This is a genomic window from Paenibacillus dendritiformis, assembly GCF_021654795.1.
In the GTDB taxonomy this organism is placed as follows: domain Bacteria; phylum Bacillota; class Bacilli; order Paenibacillales; family Paenibacillaceae; genus Paenibacillus_B.
This window is the reverse complement of sequence record NZ_AP025344.1, coordinates 4,097,818-4,112,540: the sequence shown is the minus strand read 5'-3', so window position 1 is coordinate 4,112,540 and position 14,723 is coordinate 4,097,818. Positions and strand designations below refer to the sequence as shown.

At 54.4% G+C, this 14,723-nt stretch carries 12 protein-coding genes; 8 read left to right on the top strand and 4 right to left on the bottom strand.

Going from position 1 to position 14,723, the window contains the following annotated elements:
• Window positions 1-20: 20 nt before the first annotated feature.
• Window positions 21-968 (top strand): NAD-dependent epimerase/dehydratase family protein, encoded by a 948-nt coding sequence (locus L6439_RS18195; protein ID WP_213471595.1) that lies wholly within the window; start codon window positions 21-23, stop codon window positions 966-968.
• Between the two features lie 37 nt (window positions 969-1,005).
• Here L6439_RS18195 and L6439_RS18190 read toward each other — a convergent pair whose 3' ends face one another.
• Genes L6439_RS18190 through L6439_RS18180 form a run of 3 tightly spaced genes read right to left on the bottom strand, consistent with a single transcriptional unit; the run spans window position 1,006 to window position 5,289 of the window.
• Window positions 1,006-2,148, bottom strand: a complete 1,143-nt coding sequence (locus L6439_RS18190; protein ID WP_168178850.1) for a glycosyltransferase family 4 protein — start codon at window positions 2,146-2,148, stop codon at window positions 1,006-1,008.
• 20 nt (window positions 2,149-2,168) lie between these two features.
• The gene (locus L6439_RS18185) at window positions 2,169-3,968 is read right to left on the bottom strand and encodes a CotS family spore coat protein (protein ID WP_213471596.1); all 1,800 of its coding nucleotides are present in this window, start codon (window positions 3,966-3,968) and stop codon (window positions 2,169-2,171) included.
• A 28-nt stretch (window positions 3,969-3,996) separates the two neighbouring features.
• Window positions 3,997-5,289, bottom strand: coding sequence for a glycosyltransferase (locus tag L6439_RS18180; protein WP_168178848.1), 1,293 nt, complete (start codon window positions 5,287-5,289; stop codon window positions 3,997-3,999).
• A 179-nt stretch (window positions 5,290-5,468) separates the two neighbouring features.
• Here L6439_RS18180 and L6439_RS18175 point away from each other — a divergent pair, with 179 nt between their 5' ends.
• From L6439_RS18175 to L6439_RS18155, 5 genes are all read left to right on the top strand, one after another.
• The gene (locus L6439_RS18175; protein ID WP_168178847.1) at window positions 5,469-6,008 is read left to right on the top strand and encodes a protein kinase family protein; all 540 of its coding nucleotides are present in this window, start codon (window positions 5,469-5,471) and stop codon (window positions 6,006-6,008) included.
• A gap of 1 nt (window position 6,009) precedes the next feature.
• Window positions 6,010-7,005: a phosphotransferase gene (locus L6439_RS18170; protein WP_213471597.1), complete on the top strand. Its 996-nt coding sequence runs from the start codon at window positions 6,010-6,012 to the stop codon at window positions 7,003-7,005.
• 179 nt (window positions 7,006-7,184) lie between these two features.
• Entirely contained in the window at window positions 7,185-7,901 is a 717-nt protein-coding gene (gene aac(2')-IIb / locus L6439_RS18165; protein WP_237096529.1) for a kasugamycin N-acetyltransferase AAC(2')-IIb, read from the top strand.
• Window positions 7,902-8,061: 160 nt separating this feature from the next.
• Window positions 8,062-8,706 (top strand): GTP pyrophosphokinase, encoded by a 645-nt coding sequence (locus L6439_RS18160; RefSeq protein WP_168178845.1) that lies wholly within the window; start codon window positions 8,062-8,064, stop codon window positions 8,704-8,706.
• A 100-nt stretch (window positions 8,707-8,806) separates the two neighbouring features.
• Window positions 8,807-10,402: an S-layer homology domain-containing protein gene (locus L6439_RS18155; protein WP_213471598.1), complete on the top strand. Its 1,596-nt coding sequence runs from the start codon at window positions 8,807-8,809 to the stop codon at window positions 10,400-10,402.
• Between the two features lie 86 nt (window positions 10,403-10,488).
• On the opposite strand, the gene L6439_RS18150 is transcribed toward L6439_RS18155, so the two are convergent.
• Complete coding sequence (locus L6439_RS18150) at window positions 10,489-12,216, bottom strand: methyl-accepting chemotaxis protein (protein ID WP_168178844.1); 1,728 nt, start codon at window positions 12,214-12,216, stop codon at window positions 10,489-10,491.
• A gap of 328 nt (window positions 12,217-12,544) precedes the next feature.
• Here L6439_RS18150 and L6439_RS18145 point away from each other — a divergent pair, with 328 nt between their 5' ends.
• Both L6439_RS18145 and L6439_RS18140 read left to right on the top strand, forming a co-directional pair.
• On the top strand, window positions 12,545-13,897 hold the full coding sequence (locus tag L6439_RS18145; protein WP_213471782.1) for a transposase: 1,353 nt from the start codon (window positions 12,545-12,547) through the stop codon (window positions 13,895-13,897).
• A 260-nt stretch (window positions 13,898-14,157) separates the two neighbouring features.
• Window positions 14,158-14,604, top strand: coding sequence for a MarR family transcriptional regulator (locus L6439_RS18140; RefSeq protein WP_168178843.1), 447 nt, complete (start codon window positions 14,158-14,160; stop codon window positions 14,602-14,604).
• The last annotated feature ends 119 nt before the right edge of the window (window positions 14,605-14,723 follow it).

Here is a 14,723-nt window from a genome sequence, read left to right as displayed (position 1 = left end):
ACATCGGAGGGGGACGTATTGTGAACATTTTAGTTACGGGAGCTGCTGGCTTCATCGGCTCCCATCTCTGTGAACGGCTGCTTGAGGACGAGCAGGCGCGTGTCATCGGCGTTGACGGATTTATCGGTTCGTCGACCCCCCGCCGGCATCGGCAGCTCAATCTTCAGACGCTGCTGGGACATCCGCGCTTCATCTTCCATGAGCTGGACCTGCTGAATGCGCCGATAATGGAACTGCTGGATGGTATAGATGTGGTCTGCCATCTGGCGGGGATGCCCGGGGTGCGTTCGAGCTGGGGCCCCGAATTCGCGGCCTATGCCGCACATAACATCGTGGCGACACAGCGCTTGCTGGAAGGCTGCAAGCAGCATCCGGTGCGCAAGTTCATCTACGCATCGACCTCATCCGTCTACGGCGAGCAGAGCGGGCGGGTCGATGAGAGCGCCCGGACGAAGCCTCTATCCCCGTACGGCGTCAGCAAGTTAACGGGAGAACAACTGTGCCGCGTCTATTTGCACAATGACGGCATACCGGTCACGGTGCTTCGCTTCTTTACCGTCTATGGGCCGCGGCAGCGGCCGGATATGGCGTTCCACCGCTTCATCCGCCAGATGCTGCAGGGAGATCCGATAACGCTGTACGGCGACGGAAGTCAGACCCGCGATTTTACGTATGTATCGGATTGTGTCGAAGGGATTGCCTCCGCCGTCTACGCGCATGGAATTCGCGGCGAGATACTGAACATCGGCGGCAGGGAGCGGGCATCCGTGAAAACCTGCATCATGCTCCTGGAGGAACTGCTTCAGCAGAAGGCCGCCATACAGTACGCGGGCGACACGTACGGAGAACCCCGCCATACTTGGGCCGATATCGCGAAGGCGGAGACCCTGCTGGGGTATCATCCGCAGGTGAGCCTCCGAGCGGGCTTGGCCGCGGAGATCGAGGCGCTCCGGCAGATCTACCCATAAGAGAGGCGCCGAGAATCCTTCGGCGCCTGTCTGTTCATCATTGACCGTTCCACACCTCGAGTATCTCTTGGGCGACGCGCGGCCAGACGAACCGCTGCTCGGCAAGCCGCCGGCCCCGCAGACCCATCTGCCGGCTGGCTTCCATATTGGAGAGGAGATGGTTGAGCTTCTCGGCGTATTCGAGCGGATTCTCCGGATCGGTGATGAGCAGGCCATTGTCATTCAACAATACTTCCGGATTCCCGCCGCGAGCGGTCGTTAGAAAGGGAAGCCCGGCAGCCATCGCTTCGTAATGGACTCTTGCCAGCGGCTCATCCCAGAGCGAGGTGCACACGAACACGTCTGCGGCGGAGAACCAGCGGTGGATGTCGCCCGACTGCACATACCCGGTCGTGATGACCGGCAGGGGAGAGCGGTCGGCCAAGGCGCGGACGTAGGCGATATAGTCGCTGACCTTGTTATCGCTGTACCAGGCCCCGCCCACCACGACCAGGGCGGCATCCGAATGCTTGAGGTGGGACATGGCCTTCACCAACACATGCGGGCCTTTGTTGCGCGATAGTCTGCCGACGAACAGGATCACTTTTTTCGATTCCAGCTGGTTCTGGGCGCGCAGACTGTTCCGCTCGTTGCGGGCGTAATCCGATTCCATCCACGGCGCGAAGAGGGACAGGTCGACCCCGGAATATATCGTGCGCAGCTTCGGGGCGGCATGCGGATGATAGCGGACGATTTCCTGCCCGATATAGTTGCTTATCGTAATGATCCGCTCCGTCTGTTCGACGGCGGCGCTGCCCTCCTCCGGATGAATCTTGGCCGGGTGGAACATGTCGTTATGCATGCTAAGAATAATCCGGGAAGCGGGCGCTATGCTCCGAACCGGAAGAACGAGGCGCGGCCGGTTGAAAATATGAATGATATCGTAATGCTCCCCTTGTTGGGAGAGGAAGCCGATCACTCCTTCCGCGTACTGTTCGAACAGGCCGTCCGACGGAACGCGGACATACCGTATTCCGTCTACGATCTCAGCGTCCGGAAGCTCGGGATCGGACCTTCCGACGATGGTCAGGCGGTGCTGCTGGCCCAGTTGCGGGGCTACTCCGCCAATGTAAGTCTGGATGGCCCCGCCTCTAATATTAGGGACAGGGAGCTTTTCCGTACATATCATTAATACATTCATGTTCTATGCTTCCTCCTGTCTTAGGCAGTATAGCCGGAACGGGACTTCTTGCGGGAAGAATAGCGGGCGGCGCGCAAGCGGCCTCTTGAACCGGCAAGCAGCTTGCTCGGGCCAGCATGACGGTACCGGCGCGATAACCGGGCTGCCCTCATGCGGCGCATACGCGCCATGCCGATCCGCCGCTTGCGCCGAAGCAACGCTCTTCTCCGGGACAGACGCTTGCGGCCCCCGGAAGGGCGAATACGGCTCGGCGTTCTTTTGCGGCGGCGCGTCGTTCCGGTCTCCTGCGGCAATATCGGATCGACGGCAGGAGCCGTGGAACTCGAAGCGGGCGCAGGGACAACCGGATGGGCGGCAGGCGACGCTTCAGCAGGTGCCACAGCAACCGGATCCGCGGCAACATGCTCCACCGCGGCAGGCGCCGGTTCAGCAGGCGCCGGTTCGGCAGCTGCCGATGCAACCGGTTCCCCGGTCATATGCTCCGCCGCAGCATGAACCGGTTCGTCAGGCGCCGGTTCGGCTGGGGCTGGAACGGTATCCGGCGACCCGGCATTCGCCTCTGCCGCATCGCCGGCCGGAGCCGCTGGAGGAGGATCCGATTGCGGGAAGGCGGGTACCTCTACGGCCGGCAGCGCCTCGCCATTGACGAGGGAGTCAGGGAGCGCCATGTGCCACGAAGCGGCGGGCGCAGGCGTGCTATAATCGCCGGGCGCATACTGCTCGGCATCGGCCGCCAGCTCCGTCAAGGCTTGCCACTTCGTGTTCTCGGTCGCCAGCACGCGCTGCAATACCGGCTCCAGCTCCATTCCGAGGAAGGTCACAGGGTCGAACACGACTTCCTTGACATGCTTGTAGAATTCATTCGGGAAGGCCATGTCCAAGCAGAGGAGCTCGAACATCTCCCGATCCATCGGATTCGCCTCGTGATAGGCGCCGATCATTCCGCGAATCCAGGCCATGTCCCATACGCCCATATCGTCCATGGTGCTCGTAATCAGCTTACGCAGGTCACGGAACGGAAAATCATACGCGACGCCGTCCAAGTCGATAACCCAGATGCCGCCCGGCCCCATCTGGCCGTTCGACCATCCATAGTCTTGGTGAACGAGACCCCAATGCGGCTCGCCCATCGCCGTCATGCTGAAATACTTGGAGGCATACAGACGTTCCAGCGCCTCGCGCGCCTGTCTCTCGAATTCATCGACGACGCCGAGCAATTGCTGGCTGGCGGGAAATTCATTGTAGGCGTTGGCAATATCCCGGAACCACCCGATTTTGGCAATAATTTTTTCATAGTATTTGGGCCAGGTGTACAGACGGGACGATTTGCCTGCCCGCGGAGGAGGGACGTATCCTTTGGACAGCAGGTGGAATTCGCCAAGCCCGTAACAAAGCGTAGCGGCGCCTTCCAGATCGATTTTGGACACAGGCTGCATCGCCTCGATCCAATCCGTGACAATCCACAGCTTGCCCCCGGCCTCCACGTAGATCTCATTCCCCGTCGTTGGAATCAGCGCGGGCACGCGTGCTCCTTGCTCCACCAGATACTGCTGTGCGCCGATGCTGAACAGACTGCGGGAAGGAACGCGGTGCAGCACCTTGAGACTTCGAGGGCCTTTGTCGGTGTCGATTCTCCAGATGGCCCCGCCCTTGTCGGGCTTCGACGTAATCAGCACCATGCTGCTGACCTGCATATCATATTGGCTTATGACATGCCGCGCTACTTCCTCCACTTCCGGAGGCACGTATTGTTCGAGTACCGTTCCGGCCGGGACGGTATGAATCAAGTGCTCCCAAGGACCAATTTGATATTGTTCCAACGGCTTTCCCTCCATAATCGTTAATTAGTCACATCATAGGCAGAACCAGCTGGCGGTAAATATCCAGCATCCGGCTGGCGGCTTGGGAGACATGAAATCGCTCCGTTACGAAGGCCCTTCCGGATTGCACCAGCTCGCTTTTCTCTTCGCGGCCCATCTGCCGAATCTGCTGAATATCGGCCATCAGCAGTTCTCGCGATAAAGGCTGCTCTGATTGGTGATCCCCGAACCAGCAATCCCAAGCCTCATCATATTTGCTGGCGTCGATGATACCGAGGAACCCTCTGCTTCCGACGGATATAAGAGGGCGCAGGCAGGCCATGGCTTCCAGCGCGATACGGCCGGTTCCGATGACGCAATCGCTGATGGCGTAGCAAGCTCTCATGTTCAATACTTCTCCCGGAAAAATAATAAACGGTTCTCCGGCCAACTGCCTTTCTCGCTCCGCAGCCTCCGCTACCATTTTCTCGTCTCGGCCGCCCCCTACAATCATGAGAATGAACGGGGAGTTCCCCGATCTGCGCAGCGCGGCCACCGTGCGAATCGCTTCCTCGCATATATCCGCTTTCTCCCAGGACAGACGGCCGGCATATAATACGACAAAGGCATGCTTCGGTATTCCCAGCTTGCTGCGCAAGTATTGCTGGTACGTTGGATTGTAGGCGTTGTACTCGGCCGCATCGACTCCGTTGGGGATGAGCCGCGACTCAATGCCATGAAGGCCCAGCATGCGTTTCACCACGGGGCTGACGCTGATGAAGGTCGTTCCGGACCGCAGCTTCTCCATGGCGGGCCCGTCGTAATAGCATCCATGAACGGTAAAGACAAAAGGGACATTCATGTGCTCGGCCGCCTTCCTTGCCAGCTCGCCCGAAGGAGTCTGATGGGCATGCACAATGTGGATTCGTTCGGCATGGATGACCATTTTCAGCACGTTCAAATGCTGAATCTGATTCTCCTCGTCAGGCTCGAAATTATCCTGTACGAAATCGATCTCGTAGTATGGACATCCGAGTCCGATAAAGGAATCCAACAGCTTCCCTCTCTTGCCGGCCACAGCCACGAACGCACCCTGACGGATGAGCTCTCTTGTCAATGACAGCGTATACGTTTCGGTTCCTCCGATATTGAACTGATCGATGACCATCAAGATGCGCAGCGGCCATAATAAAGGGGAAGGGACGGGAGAGACAACGGCAGGTGCTGGGTGAAGGGCGGCAGAGTTGGCCATTCCGATCCGATTGCGGGTCCGCTTGATCGGGGAATGTTCGCGTCTTCCAGTTTTTTTCTTGACGGTCGGCGCCCGTTTGGTTTTCTGCATCGATTCACGCCCTTTATAGAGGGGTTAGCATATATTTATACATATGTCATAGGAACAAAAGTGACATGTACACTCGTGTATTTCTGAAGGATGTTACTCCTTTTCCGCCATTGACTACCTATTTTTCGGGAGAGGATGAATATATTGCATCAGAGTCTGTTTATAGAGAGGTGACCTCATTGAAGGAGTACCGTTTGCCTGAGCACGCCGAAAAAATAGGGAGCGGACAGCAAGGGACGGTGTACCGGATTGCGCCTGATCGATGCGTCAAAATCTATGCCAAGGCGCGGTACGCCCAACTGGAATCCGAAGCATACGGCCGGGCAATGGGCTCGCCGATTCTGCCGAAGCTCTATGAGGCCGGATCGGATTATATCATTATGGAATATTTGGACGGGGAGACGATGTTGTCCCGGCTGCGCCGCACAGGCCGCCTGACTAGAGAGAATGCGGCACAGATTCTGGACACTCTTGATGAGATGAAGGAGAGGAAGTTTACCCGAATCGACATTGCCTTGTTCCATTTATTTTTTTATCGGGGCGGCAAGATGAAAATTATCGACTTGGTTCATGCTTATTCCCAATCTTGCGCCGTTCCCATCGTATTGGCCGAGGGACTCCAAAGAATGAACCTGCTGGAATCGTTCCTGGAGCATGTCGAGGCGATCGATTCGGAACGGCTGCGCGATTGGGATGAATTGATCAAAAGGAGTGGTTGAGATGGGGGCATCCCTCGATGTCAGCGTGAACGATGCTTTCCGAACCACTGTGGAACGGGTTTGCCGTCACTTTTCGTTAGGCGAACTGTTGGGGGAAGCGATCAGACTTCGGGGATCTTTTAATATCAATGTCAAAATCAGGACGACCACAGGAAGCTATGTCATTCGATTCGTCAATTCTTCGGTTCGGGATGAACATCTTCAATATGTGTTAAGGTTGTTGGATTCCTTGGCGGAGGAAGAGCTACCCGTGCTGCGGCCGCTTCAGGATGAGGAGGGGGCCAGCATCATGTATGATGAGGGTCAGCGAATTCAAGTGACCCCGTATGTGCGGGGGAGAAGCTTCCAATGCCGGGAGAAGCAAGTGCGGGCGAGTGCGGGCATGCTGCGGAAGTTCCATCGCCTGCTGCGGGATAGACAGCCGGGGCCGATTCCGGATTGGTCATTTTATCGTCCGACCGCTTATTTGACCGATACGTTCCGTCACCTTCGCTCGCTCTCGGGAATACCGGTCGAGGAGATATCCCGCACATCTTATTTTATGGAGCGGACGTTCAAGGAGTATGATGAAGCGGAACCGTTCCTGCCGCGTTCCATTATTCATGGCGACTGGCATTTCTGGAATCAGCGGTATCTGTTCAACGATGTCAATTGCGTAATGGACTTTGATTTTGTGCAGCATGGCGTTCAATTGTTCGACGTGGCCTATGCATTATGGGTTATCTATTTGCTGCTCCCCCAGTATGCGGACGCCTTCGATGCCGCCTTTCTATCCGGCTATGGGGAGTTGACCGACGAAGAGATTCGCGCTCTGCCGGCGGCGCTCTGCCGGGTAAGCTTGTTCTTCCTCTGTCAGGCGGCGTATGCGCCCGATCCGGCGGCCAAATGGAAACGGCAGTTCGATCGGCAAATGCCGTTTCTGGAATGGATGCAGGGGGAGGGTTGCCGCCGCGTCACCGGGCTGGCGCGTTCGGCAAGAGGGCAGGGGCTTGTCTGATCAAGGGATGAATAGGGAAGGAGAGAACACATTGGAAGCGGGTGAAGCACCCGCTTGTTTTTTATGGCGTCTTGTTCGCAGAGCAACGATAACCGTGTAAGGGTTGGATTTTTTTGCTATGATGAAGCCGTACTTGAGATTGCAGCTTGTTCATTCTAAAGGATCGGAGGGACGGAAGCTTGAGTGATCAGGAAAAAAACAAGCCTGCCGCCCATGTGTTGATGGAATTGCATGCCGAGGCGATGTTTACGCATGACCGAAGCATGAGGCTTCTCGCGATCAACGAGCCTTGGCCCGGCGGGCCCCCTGCGCCCCGGTTTTTCCTCGGACGGTCGACTGATGGTTCGGCTCTGTGCCGGGTTCGTCATGACGTCCCGGAGAAGCTTGCCGGGAAGCTGACGGAATTATGCGCCGACGAGCCGATCATCCGGGATTTCCGCACGAAGCCGAAGCATTTCGAGGCTTATATGAGCCTCCTTCACAGCGAACGCTTCACGATGGGTCCTTGTTATCTTGTTCCCGACACGGTCCCGGCAATGGAAGTCGTCGCCCTCACCCGGGATAATTGCGCAGAAATGCTGTATGGCGGGTTCGAATGGCTGGCCTCGGAACTCGACTATGCGCAGCCCTGCGTCGCGCTCGTGCTCGGCAACAGGGCCGTCTCGATTTGCCGGAGCGTGCGGATTGCCGCCGGATCGCATGAAGCCGGGCTGGAGACCTTGGAGACATGCCGCGGAAGGGGATATGCCGGCGCCGTCGTCGCCGGCTGGGCACGGGCGGTTCGGAAGATGAACGCTTGCCCGTTATACAGCACGTTGGAAGACAATCTTTCCTCGCAACGTGTAGCGCGCAAATTAGCTATGTCTTGGTATGGAGTCAATTTCACAATCATTTGAGCTCCGGGGGGGCGCTGGCCTGGGGAGCCAGGCGGCGCTGCGAGACGGGCCATGACTCCGGTTGAAGCCGCGATGAGCGACAAGCATGCGAGCCATTTGAAAATCCAATCCGTGTAGCGTAAGCTGAACTATATAGGTTAACAGCAATGGAGGAACCCGCATGAACTTGACGATTGGACGATTTGAAATACTGGAAGCGCTGCAGAAGCATTGGGGCGGTTTTTTCCGGCAGTACCAAATGGCGCTCAATGAGTTGAAAAGCGATTTTCAAATCATTGATTTGGAATGGAAGACAAGGCATGGATATTCCCCGATCGAGCATATCAAGGGAAGGATCAAGGATCCGCTGTCTCTTATCAAAAAGATGGAACGAAAAAACATCCCGTTCAACCAGCAGATCGTGCAGGAACAGATTCGGGATATCGCCGGCATTCGCATCGTGACGACATTCATCGATGACGTCTACATGATGAAGGAGCATATCGAACAACGGGAGGATATTCGCGTTATTCAGATCAAGGATTACATCCGGAACCCGAAGCCAAGCGGCTATATGAGCTTGCATTTGGTGGTTCAGACTCAGGTGATCTTGTCGGAAGGCGTACTGTGGATTCCGGCGGAAATTCAACTGCGGACATCATCTATGGATTTCTGGGCGGCGACGGAGCATAAGCTCAATTACAAATACCAAGGGGGAGAAATCCCCGAGGAAGCCAAAGAGCAATTGAAGGCGCTCGCGCAATCCTCCTTTCAGATGGATCAGCAGATGTCGCTGCTGCGCAATCAATTACTGGCTACTTCATAGAATAGATTACCAATATTTTAGCATCTACGGATTTCCTCTTTTTTGCTAGGATGAGGATGAGCATCAATCTATCATCTTTAGTGAAGGAAGGACATCCGAATTGAGTTTTCGACGCAAATTCGTCATTTTGGCGGCTGCGGCTGCCATGTTCATTACAGGAAGCCTGGCTTGGGGAGAATCCAAGAGCGCTCCGCTGCCCTTCGACGATATTGAGGGGCGGTACGGGCAGGAAGATATTGTCGCCCTCTATAACAAAGGGATTGTGACCGGCTTCGGCAACCGGACCTATGAACCGGACAAGGCGGTGACGCGGGCCGAGTTCATCTCGATGGTGAACCGTCTGCTTCGGGTGCAGCCCGTGGCCAGCGATATCCCCGCATTCGCTGACGTGCCGCGCAAGGCGTGGCACTACGGCGCGGTGCAGGCGGGATTGCTGCTTCAGCTGGTGGATGGCACGGGGGAGCGTTCCTTTGAACCGCAGCGGCCGGTAACCCGTCAAGAAGCGGCGGCGATCATCATGCGGGCGTTCAAGCAGCCGAAGGAAGCGGCTTCCGGCTGGCTCTCTTACGCGGACGCGGATTACATCGCGGAATGGGCCATTCCGTATGTCAGCTTGATGCAGGAGCAGAATCTGATGAACGGCGACGGGGGCAAGTTCCGCCCGAACGATCCGATGACCCGCCAAGAGACGGCTGTCGTACTGCATCGTGCCCTGCAGCGGCCCGATTGGTCGCACGAGCTGGAAGCGGCTCCGCCGCAGCGCATCGAGATGGGGTGGCACCATGAATTGACGACGCAGCAGTACATAGCGCAAGTTGCTTCATCGCCAATCAATACACTGACCCCGCGATGGTATTTCCTGGACTCGTCCCAGACGGTCTCCGATCATACCGACAGGACGCTCATCCACTGGGCGAAGCAGCATGGCAAGCAGGTCTGGGCGATGGTGGGGAACCGGTTCAATGCGGATTTGACGCATCAAGTGCTCACCGATCCGGCACGGAAGAATGCCGTCATTTCGAAGCTGTCGGGCTTTGTGGTGAAGTACGGGCTGGACGGTTTGAATCTCGATTTTGAAAATGTCTACCCGAAGGACAGAGAAGCGCTCACCGCCTTCATCACCGATCTGTCTGACGAGCTGCACAGGCTGGGGGCGGTGCTCTCTGTCGACGTGTCTCCGGATCTGGGTACGGATTGGACCGAGGCCTTCGATTATGCCGCCTTGGGAGAGGCGGCGGATTACATCGTGCTGATGGGATATGACGAGCATTGGGGGGGCGCCCCGACAGCCGGTTCGGTCTCGTCGCTGCCGTGGGTGCAGCGCGCATTGGATAAGCTGCTGCAGTCGGTCCCTTCGGACAAGGTGATTGCCGCGCTTCCTCTCTATACAAGGGAGTGGATCGTACAGGGAGAGAAGCTGACTTCCCGCGATATGACATTGCTGGAACAAGGGGACCTGCTGCGCTCCCGCAAGACAAAATGGGACGGCAAGACAGCCCAGTATGTGGCGGACTTCACGGCCAGCGGCGTTCGCCATCTGGTCTGGGCGGAGGAGAGCCGTTCTCTCGCCGCCAAATATGCGATGGCGGCGAGCCGCGGTATCGCCGGCTTCGCTTACTGGTATGCCGGGGCCGAGACCGATGATGTGTGGGTAGCGCTGGAGAACCAGTGGAGATATGCGGCGTTCCGGTTCTAGCTCGGCCAGGGAGCGGGATGCCCGGCCACGCCAATCAAGCCAGGAAGCTTTTCCTGGCTTGATTTTCTTTCGCGGCACCGGTACTTTTATAATTTGAATTGCTTGACGATGGCCTGCAATTCCTGGGACAGCACCCTCAGCTGCTCCGTGGAAGCGGATATCGTCTGAACGGAAGCCAGCTGTGTTTCCGATGCCGACACGACCGTCTGCACGGTCTGGGACGCTTCTTCCGCGATCGAGGCCATTTCCTCGACAGATGCCGAGATTTCTTCTGTCCCCGCCGACATCTCCTCGGTCGAAGCGGATGTTTCCTGCATTTCGAAGGTAACTTTCTGGACCGTATCCAAGATGGTCTCGAACGTCTGTCCCGCCTTGTCCACGATTTCCATACCGGATAATACGTCCTTCTGTACAAGCTCCATCGACTTCGTCGTCTGCTGCATGCTGGACTGGATTTCTTCGATTAAGCCGGCGATTTGCTTGGCCGAATCCTCCGACTGTTCCGCTAACTTGCGCACCTCCATCGCGACCACAGAGAACCCTCTGCCGCTCTCTCCGGCTCTGGCCGCTTCGATGGATGCGTTCAAGGCCAGCAGATTGGTCTGGCTGGCGATGGCGGTGATGACATCAATAATTTTCCCGATTTGCTCCGAGGATTCATTCAGATGCCCAATCGCGGTCCCCGTCATCTTCACGGAATCATGGATGGCCTTCATTTGGCTGACCGCCTCATTCAGAATCGCATTGCCCTGCTCCGCTTGTTCGGATGAGTAACTGGACATTTCCGTTACGCTGGTCGCTCTGTCCACAATCACCTCGATGCCTTTGGCCATTTCCTCGAGGGCGATTGCGTTTTCCTTCGACGCCGCCTGCTGGTTTTTGGCTCCGGCAGCGACCTGCTCCATGGAAGCGGCGATTTGCTCGGTGGCGGCGGCGGTCTCTTTGGCGTTATCGGCGACGAGACTCGAGCTTTCGTACAGAACCTGAGCCTGCTTGTTCACCGTCCTCATTATTGCGGCTAGGCCGTCAATCATTTGATTGAAATCATGCATGACCTTCCCGACTTCATCCTTCGAATCATATGTACCCCGGACCGTCAGATCGCCCTGCTGCGCTCGATTCATCAACAGCTGCATCTCCTTGAGCGGGGTGACAATAGCTTTGATGATGAACAGTCCGATGGCGATGCTCACAAGCAGGGACAGTCCGCCAATCAGCAAGCTGTTCCTTGTGGCGCTTGTGCCCAATGCCGTCGCCGTATCCGCTTCCTGCCGCGCCAGATTCTGATTCCACTCCACTAGTTCGGTAAGCAGGTTTTGAAGCTCCGCGCGCGTCCCTCTCGCCTCCGAATTATAATAATCGTAAGCCTCCGCATTTTTATTTTGCACGGCCAGCCCGATCACATTGTTGAGCTGTTGCTGATAGGCGGGCAATAACTTGCTGTATTTGTCGAATAACGCTTTTTCCTCTTCGTGATTAAGGATGGCGGCATATTTTTCAAGGAATTGTTTATTATCCTTCTGAAAAGCCTCAATAGTTTCTTTCAGACGTTTATTGTCCCCCGCGTCATTATTGGCCATAAGCTCGAAAACAGCGGCATCTGTCGATCGATTATTCACCTGGATCTGTTTCAGCCAGATGATGGACGTCAGATTGTGGTTAAAAATAACCTCGGTGCTTTGATTGATTTCACGAATGGAACTATACGAGAGAAGTGTGCTGATTCCCAATAACAACACGCCAATCCCAACCAAAATGTAAATTTTAACTGCTGTTTTTAAATGCCGGAATCGAAATTGAAATTTCGTATTCATGTTGAACTCCGCCCTTTGCCAACCAAATTGGATTTGATGCTTGTTTGTGACTATAAACCTATGCTTTGTCCCTGTCTCCCCGTTTTTCCTCCCTGCTTTTGAAAAATGGCTGCGTTCGAAATCGAGAAACATCATTTACTTTAGCGGACGATGCCTGAGTAAATGAGTGTACATTATTTATCGACAAAATTCGCATGACTGAATCAATTTCATAAATCGAAAGTCTTGCTATGACTGGGTTTTTAAGGTACAGAAAAAGGAGTACCTCCCCAAATCTCGAATAAGTAAAGTATCCACACAATACCCAAAGAGATGAGGCGAACTCCCTATGCCCTATATTCGACATGAGAGCTTATTTACCCTGCAAGAGCTTTATGAGATGGAACAAAAAGATCGTTTTCGTGAGATTTTTTCTACAATCGACATCACTCCGATCTTGCGTTTGGTCAGGAAAACATCTTTTTATGGTGCCCCCATTGAAGTGAATTATAGGGCGATGGTCTATTCCTTGATTGTTAGAATCGTTGAACGTATTCCTACGATTAAAGATTTAATAAAGAGACTTCAACATGACATCTTATTCCGCATGGATTGTGGCTTTATGCTTTCAGAAGCGATTCCTTCGGCCTCTTCCTATTCCCGGTTGGTGCGCAAGATGAGCCAAAGCCATGCACTGGAGGACATGCAAGAGCAGTTACTCGAACAAGCCATGGCAGAAGGATTCATTACAGACGATACGGTTGCAATCGATGCGACCCATATCGAAGCTCGGGATCAGGCACCTGCGAAGCAAGAAAAGGAAAAACCTGAGCCAAAAAAGCGTGGGCGAAAAACAAAAGCCGAACGTGAAGCTTGGCTCAAACAAAAGCAAGAAGAAGAGGAACAAAAACCAATCTTCGAAAAAGAAATTGCCGCTCAATTAAATGAATCATTCCATGTTTTGCGAGATCAAATGCCTCTTGATCCGCAGTGGGGAGTCAAGAAAAATAGTGATGGAAAAAATGTCTTTTGGTATGGCTATAAAGGTCATCTTGCCATTGGAACGCAGAGTCAGTATATCCTCGGAGCCTTGCTCTCTTCCGGAAGCTTGAATGACGGTAAAGCGGCCATTCCACTCCTAAAAGGGGTTGCTTCACAGCATCCGAATTTCAGTTTCAAGTACGCAACCATGGATGCTGGATACGATTATGAACCTATATACAAGCAAGTTCGAGAAGCAGAGGCACATGCTGTAATTGCGTATAACCGTCGCCGAGAACCAGAACACGACGGATTTGACGAACACTTCGCCCCAACCTGTGTAAGGGAGCATTCTTATCGTTATGACAGCTACGATTCAAAATATGGAACACTCAAATATGTTCGACCGAAAGAATGCGAAAGCTGTCCATTGGCGCATGATTCACTTTGCCAGAAAGTCTATAAAATGAAGATAACAACTGATCTTAGAAAATATACCGCCCCGGCCAGAGGCTCAAAGCATTGGAAAGAAATCGCTAAGAGACGTTCTGCAGTCGAAAGAGTGAATGCTTACTTGAAGGAATTCTTCCAATTGAACAATGTGAGACACCGAACGGGTCAAAAAGCTAAGGTTCATTTTAACTTGGTTACTTTGGTTTACAATTGTATAAAATTAGCATGTGATCGTTTAAATCGTCAATTCCAAGAGCAAGCTGCATAATTTTCAAAAAAGGAAATACTTTAATTCGGTTAATCTACAGTTTTGTAATTATGCATTATGAAATTGATTCGACTATTAAATAAATTTTAGATATATGTCGCTTCATGTAAAATAAGTGAAGAAAACTCCCTTAATTAGGAAAATGGGCCTGCTTGACTCTTCCTTTTTTTTGCTTATATAATAATTAAATCGTTTAATTAATTGATAGTTTAATTAATGAATCTTTTAATAATCTCGGCGCCGCGGGAAGGAGTGGGACAATGGAACGCATGTCATCGTGGGTGGAACGCTATGAACAGGCCATGACGGTATTGGCGCGCACGCTCTGGCATGACATGGCGAACGTGAAGGAGTTGGGGCTGACGGTAGCCCAGTACTCGCTGCTCAATGTGATTGAGCGGAGAGGCCCGGGGAAGGTGTCCATGCTCGCCGAACAACTGGGCGTGACTTCAAGCGCGGTCACCGTGATGATAGATCGGCTGCTCGACAGCGGGCTCGTCGATCGCGTCCCAGACAAGTCCGATCGGCGGGTCGTGCTCGTCTCGATTACCGAAGCGGGCCACCATCTGCTGCGGCAGGCGCAGGACCGATCGAGGCGGACGCTGACGGCTTACTTATCTTTGCTGGAAGAGGGCGAACTGGAGCAGCTGGTCCGATTGAGCGAGAAGCTGGCGGCCCGCTCGCTCGTGTATAAAGGCGGAGACTAGAGGGCGGCTGCCGGGTTCGCATGAGCGGCGAGCCGGCCCGCACATGGCATGGCGCGTATCCCCGTCCTGGATTCTCTGGACGGGGATGATATACCGATTACTTTTATAGTTTGGAGGAG

What these genes read in the sequence shown, in the direction of transcription:
- L6439_RS18145 (WP_213471782.1), top strand. Translation starts at nt 12,545, where the DNA reads ATGCCCTATATTCGACATGAGAGCTTATTTACCCTGCAAGAGCTTTAT.
- L6439_RS18140 (WP_168178843.1), top strand. Translation starts at nt 14,158, where the DNA reads ATGGAACGCATGTCATCGTGGGTGGAACGCTATGAACAGGCCATGACG.
- L6439_RS18180 (WP_168178848.1), bottom strand. Translation starts at nt 5,289, where the DNA reads ATGCAGAAAACCAAACGGGCGCCGACCGTCAAGAAAAAAACTGGAAGA.
- L6439_RS18150 (WP_168178844.1), bottom strand. Translation starts at nt 12,216, where the DNA reads ATGAATACGAAATTTCAATTTCGATTCCGGCATTTAAAAACAGCAGTT.
- L6439_RS18190 (WP_168178850.1), bottom strand. Translation starts at nt 2,148, where the DNA reads ATGAATGTATTAATGATATGTACGGAAAAGCTCCCTGTCCCTAATATT.
- L6439_RS18160 (WP_168178845.1), top strand. Translation starts at nt 8,062, where the DNA reads ATGAACTTGACGATTGGACGATTTGAAATACTGGAAGCGCTGCAGAAG.
- L6439_RS18170 (WP_213471597.1), top strand. Translation starts at nt 6,010, where the DNA reads ATGGGGGCATCCCTCGATGTCAGCGTGAACGATGCTTTCCGAACCACT.